Origin of the sequence: Paenibacillus sp. FSL K6-4396, from assembly GCF_038002525.1 — a bacterium.
Classification (GTDB): domain Bacteria; phylum Bacillota; class Bacilli; order Paenibacillales; family Paenibacillaceae; genus Paenibacillus; species Paenibacillus amylolyticus_B.
On sequence record NZ_JBBOCR010000001.1, the window covers coordinates 146,062 to 161,583 of the forward strand.

Genomic DNA, 15,522 nt, shown 5'->3' on the forward strand with positions numbered 1-15,522 from the left:
TCTTTAAGAAAAGAGTGATTAATCATTAATTTGATTAGTTGCTCTTTTTTTGTTATTTGATTTTAACTCAATATGGATATTTATTAATGCTGGGCAAGATATGATAAACTAATAGAAAACATGCAGAGTGGTGACGTTCATTATATGAAGCTCATACCTGATCTAAAACAGCAAATTGAAGTCATTATAGGCACAACTTTGGACGAATATGAAATTACAATACAAGAATGGACGCAATCCGTTGCTAATCTGGTTGGTCATCATGAGAATTTAGAGACCGTTGGTGATGAGGGTGAGCGTCAGGAGTTATCTGTTCAATCTACATCTCCAAGTTCAGCCGATGTAATCAGTTTGAATACGGGAAAGCGTATCTTTTTTAAGGTTCGGATGAATGAGCAAGAAGAGACTGCCGTGTGTTGGGGATGCCCTGAAAAATCTATTACCGTGGAAACACGACAATTGATTGAGCTTTTAATCCGTACTAACACGGCTCTACCCGATGAGGTACAACCTGTTGTATATGAGAATGATAGAGAGCAGTATTTGACTGAATTGGGTCTCTGGCTTAAAGAGCAGATCGAACAACCAACCAAGCAGGAATCTGAAGCGGTTCCTGATCGCTTTGTGGTGCCTGCAGGATTAAATGCTGAGAAGATTCTGTTCTTGCTGCAAGGGGATACACCGGATGCACATCGTTTACGATCCAAGGAACTCAACAAGTTGCTTGAGAGTTACTTTGGCGAGGAAATTGTCTTGATTCCTTTGGGGGAGCAAGAGTGGATCTTCATGGGTGATAAAGAAATTGTTACAGAAGAAGCAGAGGAAGATACAACGGAGGCCAAAAAGGATTCACTGAACGCTTTTTGTCTGGGGTTGCATGAATTGGTTGCCAGTGAGTGGGCTGGGGTGTTCCATCTGTCTGCATCTCTGCCATGCATTCCTGCACAACAACTTGTATCGGTCACAACTCTTCTTAAAGAAAGTGTTCACTTGGGGAGAGCATTCCATGTCACGCAGCATATTCATCTCCCATGGGATCTTCACCTGGAGCGGTTGGTAGCGAGCATTCCTGATGAACAACGTACACGGTTTATACAGGAAACAGGCAAAGACACGGTAATCTTCAATGACAGTGAGACACTTGCTACGCTGGAAACCTTTTTTAGCCTGGACTGTAATGTCAGCGAGACAGCGAAACGACTTTTCATTCATCGTAATACGTTGGTTTATCGTCTGGACAAGATCAAACAGGAGATTGGTTACGATGTGAGGCACTTCGAAAGTGCTGTTCTAGTGCAGTTTTTACTACTAATGTACAAAGTGACGAAAAAGCATTGATATTTTTGTGCAGTTTGCGAATAGTCAAACCTCACGTAGATAGGGTATTATAAAAATACAAATTGTATTCGATTACAAAATGATCTCTGAGGAGGCAACAATCATGGCTGGAGTACGTTTAGAGCATATTTTCAAAAAATACCCGGGTTCTGATAAAGCAACTGTAGTTGACATTAACCTGGACATTAAAGATAAAGAATTTCTGGTACTGGTAGGCCCGTCCGGTTGTGGTAAATCAACAACACTGCGTATGATCGCAGGCCTTGAGGAAATTTCTGAAGGTAAACTCTATATCGGTGACCGTGTCGTTAATGATGTTGCACCTAAAGACCGCGATATCGCGATGGTATTCCAATCCTATGCCTTGTATCCGCATATGAGCGTATATCAAAACATGGCATTTGGTTTGAAATTGCGTAAGGTTAAAAAAGACGAGATCGACAAACGTGTACGTGAAGCAGCTAAAATCCTGGATATCGAGCATTTGCTTGAGCGTAAACCTAAGGCATTGTCCGGTGGTCAACGTCAGCGTGTCGCTCTAGGACGTGCGATTGTCCGTGATCCACAAGTCTTCTTGATGGATGAGCCTCTCTCCAACTTGGATGCTAAACTTCGTGGTCAGATGCGTGCGGAAATCACTAAACTGGCTAAACGTTTGGAAACAACAGTTATCTACGTAACGCATGACCAGATCGAAGCAATGACGATGGGTGATCGGATCGTTGTTATGAAGGATGGTATCATCCAACAAGCAGCTTCTCCGGAAGAGCTGTATAACCTGCCGGCTAACCTGTTCGTAGCTGGTTTCATCGGTTCCCCGACAATGAACTTTATCTCAGGTAAACTCGCTGAGCAAGGTACTAGCATGCATTTCATAGCTCCTGGTGTGGATGTTGAAATCCCGCAAGGTAAAGCACAAGTGTTGAAATCTAGAGGATACATTGGCAAAGAAGTGATTCTGGGTGTTCGTCCAGAAGATATTCACGAAGAGCCAGTATTCCTGGAAGCATCCCCGAACTCTGTATTCTCTACACACGTAGATGTTACAGAGAACCTGGGTCACGAAATGCTCCTCTACTTGAGCGGTGTTGGTAATGATACAACGATCGCACGTGTAGACGGACGTTCTAACACTCGTGATGGTTCCACAGTTAAAATGGCCATCGACATGAACAAAGTTCATATCTTTGATAAAGAGACTGAAGTGAACGTACTTCTTCAAGACAAATAATACTGGGATTCCTCGGTGACGATGGAACCTGAAAGTTAACGCAATTATACATTGTAATGAGAGCCCCTTCCGTTATTGCTGGAAGGGGCTTTTTTTAAGATTATTGGAATTATAAGTTTCGGAGGAGTTGAAGGATAAATAACCGCAAGAAAAACGGCCGGTAAACTGCGAATGTAGTATCCCAGAAGGTACTTCGATCAGAAGACTTTTCTTACTAATGGTTGTCGGAGGCTGCGATTGCATTCATCCCGGAATTCATTTAAGATTATTTGAAGGTCTGTCTTCATTTATTTGAGAGAATCGACTGTTGGAAGGGTATGCATTCTGTACCCCATGTTGTGAATGCGCTAATAATGGAAATAACTGATACACGATCTGATGTACATAGAGGGACAGCTAATGCTGAAAGGAAGAGACAAATGGCGAAAAAAGTGAAAGTATCTGAACTGGTGCAGCAATTTCAGTTGGAGGTTGTTTCTGGATCTCACGGATTGAAAAGAGTCATTACGGTAGATGACCTGAACCGTCCTGGTCTGGAAATGGCCGGTTATTTTGAATACCATCCACAAGAACGGGTACAGCTACTTGGAAGAACGGAGTTAGCTTTCTTTGCAATGTTACCTGAGCAAGAGCGGCGTGATCGTATGCAACGTCTTTGTACAGAAGAGACGCCTTGTATCGTTGTAACGCGCGGACTTGAAGTGCCGCAAGAACTGATTGATATCAGTGAAGAACGGGACCTGGCTGTATTACGCAGTAATATGGCAACAACGATTCTGTCCAGCCGGATCACCGGGTTTTTGGAGGGGAAATTAGCACCAACAGCAACCATTCACGGTGTACTTTGTGATGTCTATGGCGTAGGCATGCTCATCACGGGTAGTAGCGGTATTGGTAAGAGTGAAACAGCACTGGAACTGGTGAAACGTGGACACCGACTGATTGCCGATGATGCGGTAGAGATCCGCCAAACGTCAGATTTTCAGCTCCACGGTACTGCACCTGAATTGATCCGCCATTTGCTCGAAATTCGAGGTGTTGGTATTATCAACGTCATGACATTGTTCGGAGCTGGTGCAGTTCGGAATAACAAACGTATTACCTTGGTTGTACGTCTGGAAGCATGGCAGCAGGATAAACAATATGATCGTCTGGGTCTGGATGAAGAGACTACACGTATCATTGATACAGATGTGCCTCTCGTTACGATTCCTGTTCGTCCGGGACGGAACTTGGCGGTTATTATTGAAGTGGCAGGTATGAACTATCGCCTGAAACAGATGGGTTTGAATGCTGCACTGCAATTCACGAACAAGCTGACAGCAACCATCTCGGAAGATATGGAAGACATGGATTAAGAAACATTTTATACAAGGAAATGAAGATAAATGGTTGACATGTACTGCTTCTCTTAAGGCGCAGTGTATGCCAACCATTCGTCATGCGTGCGATTGATTGAATAAATAGGAGTGTGAATGAATGGATACATTATTACTGTTGAACCCGATTGCGTTCTCTATTGGAGCGTTAAAGGTTCACTGGTACGGGCTTATTCTTGGTGCTGCGGCACTTATAGGACTGCTGCTCGTGATCCGGGAGGGCAAACGCTACAACATTCCACAGGAAGTGTTCATGGACATGGTCCTGCTGGGTGTACCTTCTGCCATCATTGGTGCCCGCATCTACTACGTAGCATTTAAGTGGGAGGATTATAAGGATAACTTCTGGGATGTCTTTAAAATATGGAATGGCGGTATTGCCATCTATGGTGCCCTTATTGGTGCAATCATCTGTGCAGTTATTTTCTTCCGTCGTAAAGGATATAACTTCTGGCGTATGGCCGATATCTGTGCGCCTGGACTGCTCGTTGGACAGTTGATCGGACGCTGGGGGAACTTTGTGAATCAGGAAGCCTACGGCGGTCCTGTGGAAGAATCATTTTTGAGAGACAAGCTTCATCTGCCGGACTTTATTGTGAATCAAATGAACGTAGAGGGTGTATTCCACCATCCTGCATTTTTGTATGAATCGATGTGGAGTCTCGTTGGCCTGGTCTTGCTCTTGGTTCTGCGTCGTCAGAAGTTTCTCCGTTCAGGTGAACTGTTTATGTCTTATTTCATCTGGTACTCTATCGGTCGTTTCTTCATTGAAGCTCTACGTACGGACAGTCTTGGCTTCCAGGCTCCGCAATGGGTTGCTTCATTAGTGAACGGGCTGTGGTCTCCAATGACTGCAATGGGCTTTGAACAAGGATATCTTGATCCTGCTTACGGTAACGTAAGAATCTCGCAACTGCTGGCGATTGGTATCATTATTGTTGCTGTTGTATTCATTGTGGTGAGAAGAGTGACAGGTAAAGCAGATGTTCGTTATAGTGATCCGATTGTATCGTCCAAAGTTACCTCAGATGATATGGAGCATACGGGAACAGTTGCTGGCAAAGAGAATAAGGTAACACCTCCAGCCAAAGATGAATCCAAGCAAGTTGATGATAAAAAGGAGTAATGCAACATGATTGACACGGTATTGTTTGATCTGGACGGAACGATTATTGATACCAATGAGTTGATTATCAGCTCATTCCAGCATGTCATGGGAGGATGGGAGCATTCAGCTCCATGGACTCGGGAACAGATCATTCCACATATGGGTGGCACACTGGAGCAGCAAATGCGTACCTTCTCTGGCCAGGAGGAAGTCTCCGAGTACGTGAAAGGTTACCGTGCTTATAATGATATTCATCATGAAGCGATGGTTAGACCTTTTCCACATGTCATTGAGGTAGTAGAGGCGCTGCATCAGGCGGGCATTGTTATGGGTGTGGTCACAACCAAAATTCGTCCATCTACATTAAAGGTGCTAGAACGTTTTGATCTACTGAAATATATGAAAACAATTGTAACCGTGACCGATGTGACGAATCCGAAGCCACATGCTGAACCTGTACTGAAGGCCATGACGGAACTGGGTGCAGATCCTACTAAAACGTTGATGGTAGGTGACAGTCCGGTGGATATCCAATCGGCACAAAATGCGGGCGCACTCTCGGCGGGGGTTGCATGGTCTCTTAAAGGGGAAACAATCCTGAACGGATATGGTCCCGATCATATGTTGCACGACATGAGAGACTTGTTGAAACTCATCCGTATTGAAACGGGACGTTCATGAGAAAAGTAACCCGCTATCCGGTAGAGGACCAGAATGCACTTTGGCATATCTACAAGACAGTGAGTCCGTGGAAGGGCGTTCGTAATTTTATCTGGATCCAGTTGTCACGTTACTGTCCGATCCTATCAGTGAAGAACTGGATTTATCGCCGAATGCTGGGGATGAAGGTGGGAAAACACACGGCCTTTGGCCTGATGGTGATGGTGGATGTGTTTTTTCCGGAGAAAATAACGGTCGGCGAAAACTCGGTCATCGGTTACAACACAACGATTCTGGCTCATGAGTATCTCATTAAGGAGTACAGGCTGGGCGAGGTCATTATCGGGGAAAATGTACTGATTGGTGCCAATACAACGATTCTGCCTGGGGTAACCATAGGGGATGGAGCGGTTGTAGCTGCTGGAGCAGTCGTACATAAGGATGTTGCACCAGGGGCTTTTGTTGGTGGCAATCCACTACGTGATCTATCCCGTGCGGCAGCTTCTACGGAAGAGACTGTCTTTAACACGGATGATTCTTCTCAGGGTAGTGTGCATTGAGTCAATAAAGTAATGAATGAAGATGGGTTGAAGGTTGAAGTAAAAAGCTGCTTATGGCAGCTTTTTTCGTATATAAATACCGATTAGTGAGGGTAACGGTGTGTATATAAAACGATATGTCTATCCAAGGGCAATCAAGCATTGGTATTGTTGACGGTAGTGCGGATTTCATGTTATCATATCCCATATCCTTTAGTTTGTTAGCACTTTACCATGTGAAAGTATTATTGGAGAAATGAAGCATGATAAAGATTGAACTAAACCAATAGTATGAAGGCTTATGAGATCATACTGTGATTCAAGATTTATAAGATAGAATGGGGATTTACACTACATAAATCCTGTTGAAATAGAACGAGTGCGACCTTAAACTACTGACTCGGGGTGAATATTACCAATGTCCAAACCAAAAGGTTTTGAAAAACCGACCGGATTCCGCGACTATACACCACATGTAGTATCCAAGCTGCGGACGATTGAACGCAATGTACTGGAATGTATGGAACGCTGGGGTTACCGCCAGATCATCACACCAACGATTGAATATTACGACACGGTAGGTGTGGCAAGCTCTACATCGGATCGCAAATTATTTAAATTGCTAAACAGCCGGGGAACCACGCTGGTGCTCAGATCGGATCTAACGGCTCCGATTGCTCGCGTCGTTTCATCCATGCTCAAAGATGAGCAGTTGCCGCTGCGTTTATCCTATCATGCGAACGTATTTCGTTCCATTGAAGAGGAAGCTGGGCGTGAGGCTGAATTTTTCCAGACCGGCGTGGAGCTGGTTGGAGACGACTCACCTGAGGCGGATGCAGAAGTTGTTGCGCTTGCGATTGCCTCTTTGCAGGCAGCGGGCGTGTCTTCTTTTAAAATAGCGATGGGCCATATGGGATTCCTGAACGGATTACTGGAGGAAGTCATTCCAGGCCAGACAACGGAGCAGGAGCAATTGAAGGAAGGGCTGCTCGGACGTGATTATGTAGGCTATCGCCAGTCGATTGAAGCATTGAATCTGGAGCCCAAGTTGAAAGAACAGCTCGAAGCGATCCTGCGTCTGCGCGGTGGCAAGGAAGTATGCACACATGCGGTAGAGCTAAGTTCAAGTGCTGAAGCAGCACAGTCGATTGCACATCTGTGTGCAGTATTCGAAGTGTTGGAAGCGTACGGTGTATCCGAGCATGTGCTGATTGATCTGACGATGATCGGTGATTTCTCCTATTATACGGGTATGACCTTTGAAGGGTATGCAGCCGAACTGGGATCTCCAGTATGTAGCGGTGGACGGTATGATAATCTGTTACAACAGTTTGGTCGCTCATTGCCGGCTACAGGATTTGCACTGAAAACGAACCGTATTATTGATGGTGTTCATGGCATTACGATTGAAGAGAAAAAAACGGTACTTATCCAATATACCCCGAAACGTCGGGCCGAGGCACTAACAGAAGCGGCAAGATTACGCAGTATGGGACAAAATGTAGTGACACTCCTTCTTCCTGAAGACGGGGCTGGGGCAAGTGCCGTATCGGTTGAAGCAAGAACCGCTCAGGCTGAGCAGGTTATTACTTACGGATCTGAAGAAGGAGGACGCTGAGATGTCGGATATTCTGAAGGTGGCCATGCCGAAGGGCCGAATCTATAAAAAAGCCTCCAAATTGTTTCGTGAAGCGGGGCTGGATATTCCAGAAGACGTAGACGATACACGCAGATTGGTCATTGAAGTGCCGGAAGCTGGAATGGAATTCATTATGGCTAAGCCAGTAGATGTTCCAACATATGTGGAGTACGGTGTTGCCGATATCGGAATTGTTGGTAAAGACGTGCTGCTGGAGGAAGATCGGGATGTGTACGAACTGTTGAATCTGGGAATCGCTCAGTGCCGTATGTCTGTGATCGGACTTCCCGACTGGAAGCCAGGCATCCAGCAACGTGTTGCAACGAAGTATCCAAGGATTGCTTCACAGTATTTCCGGGAGCAGGGGCAACAGGTCGAGGTGATCAAGCTGAATGGTTCCATTGAGCTTGCGCCTTTGATTGGTCTGGCAGACCGGATTGTCGATCTGGTGGAGACAGGTCAGACACTGCGCGAGAACGGATTGGTGGAGATGACGGGTATTCTGGACATCACCAGCCGTCTTATCGCCAATCGGGTAAGTTATCGGATGAAAAACGCACGAATCCAGGCTTTGTGTGATGCACTTCAGCAGGTCATTCCGGCATCAAATGAGATTTCAGCGGGAAGCCTTCGGGGATAAATCACTGAGAAGCAAGAAATGCAAGGTAGCAAGGAACGAGAAATATACAAACGGAATAACCAAAGAATGAAACGATAGAAGCAAGAAACGAGAAAAACAGATTTGAATCGGCCATATAGGATAGGCATTACAAGGGATAAGGAGGTTGTACACATGAAAATTGTACCTGCACGGGAGTTTGATCTGAAGCGGGAAGTGGAGTATGGCACGCCGGAGCAAAATGAAACGGTACGGCGTATTGTCAGCGACATTCGCCGTGAGGGTGATGCGGCACTGCTGCGTTATACGGAGCAGCTGGACCGCACGAAGCTGACGGCCGCGGAATTGCGCGTGCCGCAGGAAGAGCTGCAGGCGGCTTATGCAGCCGTGGAGCCATCCTTTGTGACGGCGATTCGGCAAGCCGCCGCCAACATTCGTGCGTTTCACGAGAAACAGAAACGAAACTCGTGGATGGATTGGCAGCCGGACGGCAGCCTGCTGGGCCAGGTCATCCGGCCGCTGAAGCGGGTCGGCGTCTATGTACCTGGCGGCAAAGCAGCGTATCCATCGTCTGTGCTGATGAATGTAATTCCGGCACAGGTGGCAGGCGTGCCGGAGATCGTTCTCGTGACGCCACCGTCTACGAACGGTGGCGAAGGTATTAACCCGTACATCCTCGTTGCTGCTGCGGAAGCAGGCGTGAGCGAGATGTACCGGGTTGGCGGCGCTCAAGCCATCGCCGCCCTTGCTTACGGCACGGAGAGTATTGCCCCGGTTGACAAGATCTGTGGACCGGGCAATATTTACGTGGCGCTCGCGAAGCGCGAGGTGTACGGTGCGGTCGATATCGACAGTATCGCCGGGCCGAGTGAGATTGTGGTGCTCGCCGATGATACGGCGAATCCGGTGTACGTCGCCGCCGACCTGTTGTCGCAGGCGGAACATGACGAGATGGCATCGGCCATTCTCGTCACGAATTCGGCCGCGCTGGCGGAAGCCGTGCAGGGCGAAGTGCAGCGGCAGCTTGAAGTGCTGCCGCGGCGTGATATCGCTGCTGCTTCGGTGGAGCAGTATGGCGCGATTATTGTGGTCGATTCCATCGATGAGGGAATCGACGTGGTGAACCGACTTGCACCGGAGCATCTGGAGATTATGGTGCAGGAGCCGATGGCTTACGCTGGCCGGATCGAGAATGCCGGAGCGATCTTCCTCGGCCCGTACAGCTCGGAGCCGGTAGGAGATTATTTTGCCGGACCAAATCACATTATTCCGACCAATGGAACTGCGCGGTTCAGTTCGCCAGTGGACGTGGACGATTTTATCAAGAAATCGAGTCTGATCTATTATAGTAAAGAAGCGCTGCTGCAGAACGGAGCGGCTATTATAGAGTTGGCCCGCCATGAGGGTCTTGAAGGGCATGCCCGTGCAATCGCTGTACGGTTAGAACAGGAAGGAAAGGCGGAATCGGACAATGGATAAGCAAAATAATGGTGTGGAACTTGAAAACAAAGGTGCAGTGCGCCAAGCAGAGGTTGACCGTAAAACAAACGAGACCAATATTCAATTGGCCTTTACTGTAGATGGCACAGGACAATCCACGATTGAAACGGATGTACCTTTCCTGAACCATATGCTGGATCTGTTCACGAAGCACGGACAATTCGACCTGAACGTACAGGCCCGTGGAGACATTGATATCGATGATCATCACACGGTTGAAGACATCGGAATCTGTCTGGGACAGACGTTGCGAGAAGCGTTGGGTGACAAACGCGGTATTAAGCGCTACGCCAGTGTTTTTGTCCCGATGGACGAGGCACTCGCTCAGGTTATTATTGATGTGAGCAACCGACCTCACTTTGAATACCGTGCAGAATACCCTTCCCAACAGGTAGGCAGTTTCTCCACGGAGCTGGTACATGAATTCCTGTGGAAATTGGCGCTGGAAGCACGGATTACGTTGCATGTCATTGTGCACTATGGTCAGAACACCCACCACATGATTGAAGCAATCTTTAAGGCACTGGGACGTGCACTGGATGAAGCAACGATGATTGATCCACGGGTAACAGGTGTGCCTTCCACGAAGGGAGTGCTGTAGACGATGGCGATTGCAATTGTCGATTACGGTATGGGTAACCTGCACAGCGTCGGCAAAGCGGTCGAACGTCTTGGCTACGAAGCGCTGGTCACGGGTGACCGGGAAGAGATTCTTGGCGCAGATGGTGTCATTCTGCCAGGCGTAGGTGCTTTTGGTGATGCAATGGTTCATCTGCGGGAGAGTGGCCTGGATACGGTGGTGAAGGAAGCTGCTGCCGGGTCCAAGCCACTGCTCGGAATCTGTCTGGGGATGCAGTTGTTGTTCAGCTCAAGTGAAGAGCATGGCGAGCATGAGGGACTGGATATTTTGCCAGGGAAAGTGGTGCGATTCGCATCAGGAGAGCTGAAGGTTCCTCATATGGGATGGAACCGTTTGGAATTCCTGCACGCGGAAAATCCGCTATTTACGGGGCTGGAGGCAGGTCACGTCTATTTTGTCCATTCCTATCATGCGCTTACTGAAAACAGAGACGATCTGCTGGCGGTAACGGATTACGGACATCCGGTGACAGCCATTGTAGGCAGAGGATCCAACTTCGGCATGCAATTCCACCCGGAGAAAAGTGGAGAGCTTGGCATGAAGCTGCTCGGCAACTTTTTGGCTCTGACAGGAGCACCTGTACAAAGGTAAAACATCAACTCTTCTTAACTATAGAAAGCGTACAAATCTAATTCATATTCAGGAGGCCTTGTATGTCATCTTTTATCCTATATCCGGCGATTGATATCCGGGACGGCAAATGTGTAAGACTGGTGCAGGGAGATTATAATCAGGAGACCGTGTATAACGATGATCCGGTTCAAGTGGCTTTATCCTGGGAGAAACAAGGCGGTACATACGTTCATCTGGTGGATCTGGATGGTGCGAAAGCAGGACATCCTGTTAACGATGAGCTGATTGGGCGGATTGCGTCGTCTGTAAACGTACCTGTTCAGGTGGGCGGCGGACTTCGTACAGTAGCGGATGTAGAGCGTTTGCTGGGTCTGGGTGTTAGCCGGCTGATCATTGGAACAGCAGCAATTGAGGATCGTGCTTTTACAGAGGAAGTACTGGGACGTTATGGGGACAAAGTGGCAATTGGTATCGATGCACGTAATGGTTACGTGGCAACTCGCGGATGGCTTGAAACATCGGAAGTACAGGCAGAGGTACTCGCGAAGGAATTGGCGGCATATGGGGCAGAAACGTTTATCTTTACGGATATTTCCCGTGATGGCATGATGCAGGGTCCTAATGTGGAAGCGATTGTGTCTCTTGCCAAGGCGAGCGGACGTACGGTTATTGCTTCCGGCGGTGTAAGTGTAATGGATGATCTGCTTCGTTTGAGTCGCCACGCGGATGATGGTGTTGGTGGAGCAATTGTGGGTAAAGCACTGTATACGGGAAGTATCGATCTGTCTGAAGCAGTACGTGCGGTCAATAAGTAAGGGATATTCGGATAGAGAGGAAGAGGTAGCATGCTGGCAAAAAGAATCATCCCCTGTCTGGACGTGAAGGACGGCCGGGTCGTCAAAGGCGTCAACTTCGTTAATCTCCGCGATGCGGGTGATCCGGTAGAGCTGGCGGCACTATATGACCGCGAGGGCGCAGACGAACTGGTGTTTCTCGATATCTCCGCTTCGGTAGAAGGGCGCGAAACGATGGAAGAAGTCGTGCGGCAGACGGCGGGCGAGATCGCTATTCCCTTTACGGTAGGTGGTGGCATCTCCAAGGTAGAGGACATGAAGCGGATTCTCCGTGCGGGAGCGGATAAAATCGCAGTGAATACAGCCGCGGTACTTAATCCGCAGTTGATTGCAGATGGTGCACGTCGCTTTGGCTCGCAGTGTATCGTGGTAGCGATCGATGCCAAGTATAACGAAGCTTGGGGCGAGTGGGAAGTCTATACCCATGGTGGACGGAAACCCTCCGGGATCAAGGCGCTGGAATGGGTTAAAAAGGCTGAGAGCTTGGGCGCGGGGGAGATTCTTCTCACAAGTATGGACGCGGACGGAACAAAAGACGGCTTTGATCTGAAGCTGACGGCAGCGGTATCCGAATCTGTGCGTATTCCAGTCATCGCATCGGGCGGTGCGGGCAAGGAATCTCACTTCTTTGATGTATTTACCACAGGCAAAGCGGACGCAGGGCTGGCCGCAACGATTTTCCATTACAAAGAAATCGCCGTACCGGCGTTAAAACAACATTTGAGAGAACAAGGGGTGGAGATCCGTGACTAAAGTGAGCGATGAAATCAAGGAACAGTTGTCCTTGGAACAGGTTGTGGAACACATTCGTTGGAGTGATGGTTTGGTTCCTGCCATTGTGCAGGATGTGGATACTCGGGAAGTCTTAATGATGGCTTATATGAATCGCGAATCTCTGAAGTTGTCGCTTGAATCCGGTGAAACGTGGTTCTGGTCACGCTCGCGTCAAGAGCTGTGGCACAAAGGTGCAACATCTGGTAACGTGCAGACCATTACTTCCCTGAAATATGATTGTGATGGTGATACCTTGTTGGTTGAGGTCAAACCGAACGGTCCTGCCTGCCATACAGGTGCGGTAACATGTTTCCATAATGAAATCATTGGTTTGCCAGAGAAATCGGCGGATAAGGGTTCGGATGATGCGAGTGAGGCATCTGCTTCGGGAAGTTCCGATTCCGAAAGTCGCTTCGAGGTTTTGGCTGAACTGGAATCCGTTATTGCAGAGCGTGAACGTGAACGCCCTGAGGGTGCATATACAACGTATCTGTTTGATAAAGGTGTAGACAAAATATTGAAAAAAATCGGTGAAGAAGCATCCGAAACGATCATCGCCGCCAAAAATAAAGATAATGACGAGCTTCGTCTGGAAGTCAGTGACCTGATGTATCACCTGCTCGTCCTGTTACAAGAGCGCAAGCTGCCGCTGGACGATATTATGTCAGAGCTGAGCCGCCGTCATGAACGGCCTCGCCGCGATTAGGAGGCGAGCTTCGTGCGTATAGATTATCACACACACCATGAGCGGTGTGGACATGCCGTTGGCAAACTGGAAGAGTACGTGCAACGTGGTGTGGAGATCGGACTATCCCAGATTGGATTGTCCGATCACATGCCATTATTGCATGTCGATCCGGCTCAATATTATCCGGAAATGGCGATGCCTATGGATGAACTGCCGCGTTACGTAGAGGAGTGTTTCTCCCTGAAAGAACGTTACCGCGGGCAGATTGACGTACGTGTTGGTCTGGAAGGTGACTATATTGAAGGCTGGGAAACAGAGATCCGTGCAATCATTGAGCGTTATCCATGGGATTATGTGATTGGCTCTGTTCATTTCCTCGGGGAATGGGACATTACGGATTTCCGCCAGACCCATCACTGGGAGGGCAAAGACATCCTTGAAGTATATCGTCAGTACTATGATGCCGTGAGCAAGGCAGCTACGACGGGCCTGTACGATATTATGGGCCATACGGATGTCATTAAACGGTTTGGCTATGTTCCTTCAGCTGAACAGACAGAAGAACGTATCTCACTGGAGAACGCAGCGTTGCAGGCTATTGCCAAAAGTGGCTGCGCCATGGAGCTGAATGCTTCCGGGTTATCGAAGCCTTGCGCCGAGATGTTCCCTAGTCGCAGAATGCTGACGGAAGCCATTCGCATGGGCATTCCATTAACCATGGGGTCTGATGCACATGACCCAATGAAGCTGGGCGATTATCTGCCTGAAGCTGAAGCACTTTTGCATGAGTTGGGCTGTACGGAAGTCGCTGTTTTTGAAGGCCGTCATCGCTCGTTCATTCCTTTAAATGTATAAGCCAGTAGAGTATAATGAGGGTAGGAAATAACCTTTTAGCTAAGGGATTATATAGGGACTTCAACCCTCGGGAGGGCATTATGCAGCATTCGTTACGTATTTTTTCCGGTTCATCGAACCCCAAGCTGGCAGAACAGGTATGTGACAAGCTGGGTGTACAACTGGGCAAGATCAAGCTGTCCAGGTTCAAGAGCGGAGAAATATACGTTCATTATGAAGAAACGATCCGTAATTGTGATGTGTTTCTGGTACAGTCGTTGTCTCATCCGATCAATGAGCTGTTTGTCGAGCTGTTGGTGATGATTGATGCCGCAAAGAGGGCTTCAGCGCGCACTGTGAACATCATTGTTCCGTATTACGGCTATGCTCGTCAAGAGCGCAAATCCGCACCACGGGAACCGATCTCGGCCAAGATGGTAGCAGATGTATTAACGACAGCTGGCGCCAATCGAGTGGTAACAATCGACCTGCACGCAGCGGCCATTCAGGGATTCTTCAACATTCCGGTTGACCATATGACATCACTGGATCTGATTAGTGATTATCTGTTAAGCAAAGGAATCGAGAACCCTGTTGTCGTCTCCCCGGATGCGGGACGAGCATCGATGGCAGAGAAGCTGGCGAACCGTCTGGATTCTCCATTTGCCATTATGATCAAGAAACGTCCAAGCCATAATGAATCGGTTATTACCCATGTCATTGGTGATGTAGAAGGACGGACACCTATTATTATTGAGGATCTGATCGACACCGGAACAACCATTCTGAATGTGGTGGAAGGGTTGAAGGAACGCGGGTCCAAAAATGTATATGTATGTGCAACACACGGATTGTTCTCAGATGGGGCAGTAAGTAAATTGAATCACCCGTCAATTGAAGAGGTGGTAGTTACGGACTCGATCGCACTGCCAGATGACCACCCTGAATGCTTCAAAGTGTTACCTGTTGCGCCAATGCTGGCTCGCGCCGTACGCATTATTGTGGATGGTGGCTCCATGGCCACATTGTTTAAGGATTCTGGCATTTAGAGCATCGAAGATATAACGGTGTGCTGCCAGATGAACTGTTCCGTGTCTGAGTTGTTGTCTGCTCAGCACGGTTTTTTTGTTTTGGCTCTTGGAATTC

General features: G+C 48.0%; 16 protein-coding genes. All 16 read left to right on the forward strand.

Going from position 1 to position 15,522, the window contains the following annotated elements; genetic code table 11:
- The first annotated feature begins 120 nt into the window (after positions 1–120).
- Positions 121–1,338 (forward strand): PucR family transcriptional regulator, encoded by a 1,218-nt coding sequence (locus tag MHB85_RS00735; protein WP_341072231.1) that lies wholly within the window; start codon positions 121–123, stop codon positions 1,336–1,338.
- A gap of 103 nt (positions 1,339–1,441) precedes the next feature.
- Positions 1,442–2,569: an ABC transporter ATP-binding protein gene (locus MHB85_RS00740; RefSeq protein WP_017691279.1), complete on the forward strand. Its 1,128-nt coding sequence runs from the start codon at positions 1,442–1,444 to the stop codon at positions 2,567–2,569.
- A 419-nt stretch (positions 2,570–2,988) separates the two neighbouring features.
- Complete coding sequence (hprK, locus tag MHB85_RS00745; RefSeq protein ID WP_091011999.1) at positions 2,989–3,927, forward strand: HPr(Ser) kinase/phosphatase; 939 nt, start codon at positions 2,989–2,991, stop codon at positions 3,925–3,927.
- Between the two features lie 121 nt (positions 3,928–4,048).
- Complete coding sequence (gene lgt, locus MHB85_RS00750) at positions 4,049–5,074, forward strand: prolipoprotein diacylglyceryl transferase (protein WP_076320055.1); 1,026 nt, start codon at positions 4,049–4,051, stop codon at positions 5,072–5,074.
- A 6-nt stretch (positions 5,075–5,080) separates the two neighbouring features.
- Positions 5,081–5,737: a pyrophosphatase PpaX gene (gene ppaX, locus MHB85_RS00755; RefSeq protein ID WP_091012000.1), complete on the forward strand. Its 657-nt coding sequence runs from the start codon at positions 5,081–5,083 to the stop codon at positions 5,735–5,737.
- Positions 5,734–6,276 (forward strand): acyltransferase, encoded by a 543-nt coding sequence (locus MHB85_RS00760; protein ID WP_036616162.1) that lies wholly within the window; start codon positions 5,734–5,736, stop codon positions 6,274–6,276. Before ppaX ends, MHB85_RS00760 begins: the two co-directional genes overlap by 4 nt.
- 397 nt (positions 6,277–6,673) lie before the next feature.
- On the forward strand, positions 6,674–7,873 hold the full coding sequence (locus tag MHB85_RS00765) for an ATP phosphoribosyltransferase regulatory subunit (RefSeq protein WP_149846235.1): 1,200 nt from the start codon (positions 6,674–6,676) through the stop codon (positions 7,871–7,873).
- A 1-nt stretch (position 7,874) separates the two neighbouring features.
- The gene (gene hisG, locus MHB85_RS00770; protein ID WP_091012003.1) at positions 7,875–8,534 is read left to right on the forward strand and encodes an ATP phosphoribosyltransferase; all 660 of its coding nucleotides are present in this window, start codon (positions 7,875–7,877) and stop codon (positions 8,532–8,534) included.
- A 153-nt stretch (positions 8,535–8,687) separates the two neighbouring features.
- Entirely contained in the window at positions 8,688–9,992 is a 1,305-nt protein-coding gene (gene hisD / locus MHB85_RS00775; protein ID WP_105602316.1) for a histidinol dehydrogenase, read from the forward strand.
- Positions 9,985–10,614 (forward strand): imidazoleglycerol-phosphate dehydratase HisB, encoded by a 630-nt coding sequence (gene hisB, locus MHB85_RS00780; protein ID WP_197997954.1) that lies wholly within the window; start codon positions 9,985–9,987, stop codon positions 10,612–10,614. Before hisD ends, hisB begins: the two co-directional genes overlap by 8 nt.
- Before the next feature lie 3 nt (positions 10,615–10,617).
- On the forward strand, positions 10,618–11,244 hold the full coding sequence (hisH, locus tag MHB85_RS00785) for an imidazole glycerol phosphate synthase subunit HisH (protein WP_192136232.1): 627 nt from the start codon (positions 10,618–10,620) through the stop codon (positions 11,242–11,244).
- 62 nt (positions 11,245–11,306) lie between these two features.
- Complete coding sequence (gene hisA / locus MHB85_RS00790) at positions 11,307–12,041, forward strand: 1-(5-phosphoribosyl)-5-[(5-phosphoribosylamino)methylideneamino]imidazole-4-carboxamide isomerase (RefSeq protein WP_091012008.1); 735 nt, start codon at positions 11,307–11,309, stop codon at positions 12,039–12,041.
- Positions 12,042–12,071: 30 nt separating this feature from the next.
- Positions 12,072–12,833 (forward strand): imidazole glycerol phosphate synthase subunit HisF, encoded by a 762-nt coding sequence (hisF, locus tag MHB85_RS00795; RefSeq protein WP_091012010.1) that lies wholly within the window; start codon positions 12,072–12,074, stop codon positions 12,831–12,833.
- Positions 12,826–13,560, forward strand: coding sequence for a bifunctional phosphoribosyl-AMP cyclohydrolase/phosphoribosyl-ATP diphosphatase HisIE (hisIE, locus tag MHB85_RS00800; protein WP_374954439.1), 735 nt, complete (start codon positions 12,826–12,828; stop codon positions 13,558–13,560). The genes hisF and hisIE overlap by 8 nt, the downstream gene beginning before the upstream one ends.
- Positions 13,561–13,572: 12 nt before the next feature.
- The gene (hisJ, locus tag MHB85_RS00805; RefSeq protein ID WP_091012013.1) at positions 13,573–14,397 is read left to right on the forward strand and encodes a histidinol-phosphatase HisJ; all 825 of its coding nucleotides are present in this window, start codon (positions 13,573–13,575) and stop codon (positions 14,395–14,397) included.
- A gap of 80 nt (positions 14,398–14,477) precedes the next feature.
- Entirely contained in the window at positions 14,478–15,425 is a 948-nt protein-coding gene (locus MHB85_RS00810) for a ribose-phosphate diphosphokinase (protein ID WP_036616184.1), read from the forward strand.
- Positions 15,426–15,522: the final 97 nt, after the last annotated feature.

Bases quoted from the DNA above. Each gene is read 5' to 3' on its own strand.
- MHB85_RS00735 (WP_341072231.1), top strand. From the start codon at position 121: ATGCAGAGTGGTGACGTTCATTATATGAAGCTCATACCTGATCTAAAA.
- MHB85_RS00740 (WP_017691279.1), top strand. From the start codon at position 1,442: ATGGCTGGAGTACGTTTAGAGCATATTTTCAAAAAATACCCGGGTTCT.
- hprK (WP_091011999.1), top strand. From the start codon at position 2,989: ATGGCGAAAAAAGTGAAAGTATCTGAACTGGTGCAGCAATTTCAGTTG.
- lgt (WP_076320055.1), top strand. From the start codon at position 4,049: ATGGATACATTATTACTGTTGAACCCGATTGCGTTCTCTATTGGAGCG.
- ppaX (WP_091012000.1), top strand. From the start codon at position 5,081: ATGATTGACACGGTATTGTTTGATCTGGACGGAACGATTATTGATACC.
- MHB85_RS00760 (WP_036616162.1), top strand. From the start codon at position 5,734: ATGAGAAAAGTAACCCGCTATCCGGTAGAGGACCAGAATGCACTTTGG.
- MHB85_RS00765 (WP_149846235.1), top strand. From the start codon at position 6,674: ATGTCCAAACCAAAAGGTTTTGAAAAACCGACCGGATTCCGCGACTAT.
- hisG (WP_091012003.1), top strand. From the start codon at position 7,875: ATGTCGGATATTCTGAAGGTGGCCATGCCGAAGGGCCGAATCTATAAA.
- hisD (WP_105602316.1), top strand. From the start codon at position 8,688: ATGAAAATTGTACCTGCACGGGAGTTTGATCTGAAGCGGGAAGTGGAG.
- hisB (WP_197997954.1), top strand. From the start codon at position 9,985: ATGGATAAGCAAAATAATGGTGTGGAACTTGAAAACAAAGGTGCAGTG.
- hisH (WP_192136232.1), top strand. From the start codon at position 10,618: ATGGCGATTGCAATTGTCGATTACGGTATGGGTAACCTGCACAGCGTC.
- hisA (WP_091012008.1), top strand. From the start codon at position 11,307: ATGTCATCTTTTATCCTATATCCGGCGATTGATATCCGGGACGGCAAA.
- hisF (WP_091012010.1), top strand. From the start codon at position 12,072: ATGCTGGCAAAAAGAATCATCCCCTGTCTGGACGTGAAGGACGGCCGG.
- MHB85_RS00810 (WP_036616184.1), top strand. From the start codon at position 14,478: ATGCAGCATTCGTTACGTATTTTTTCCGGTTCATCGAACCCCAAGCTG.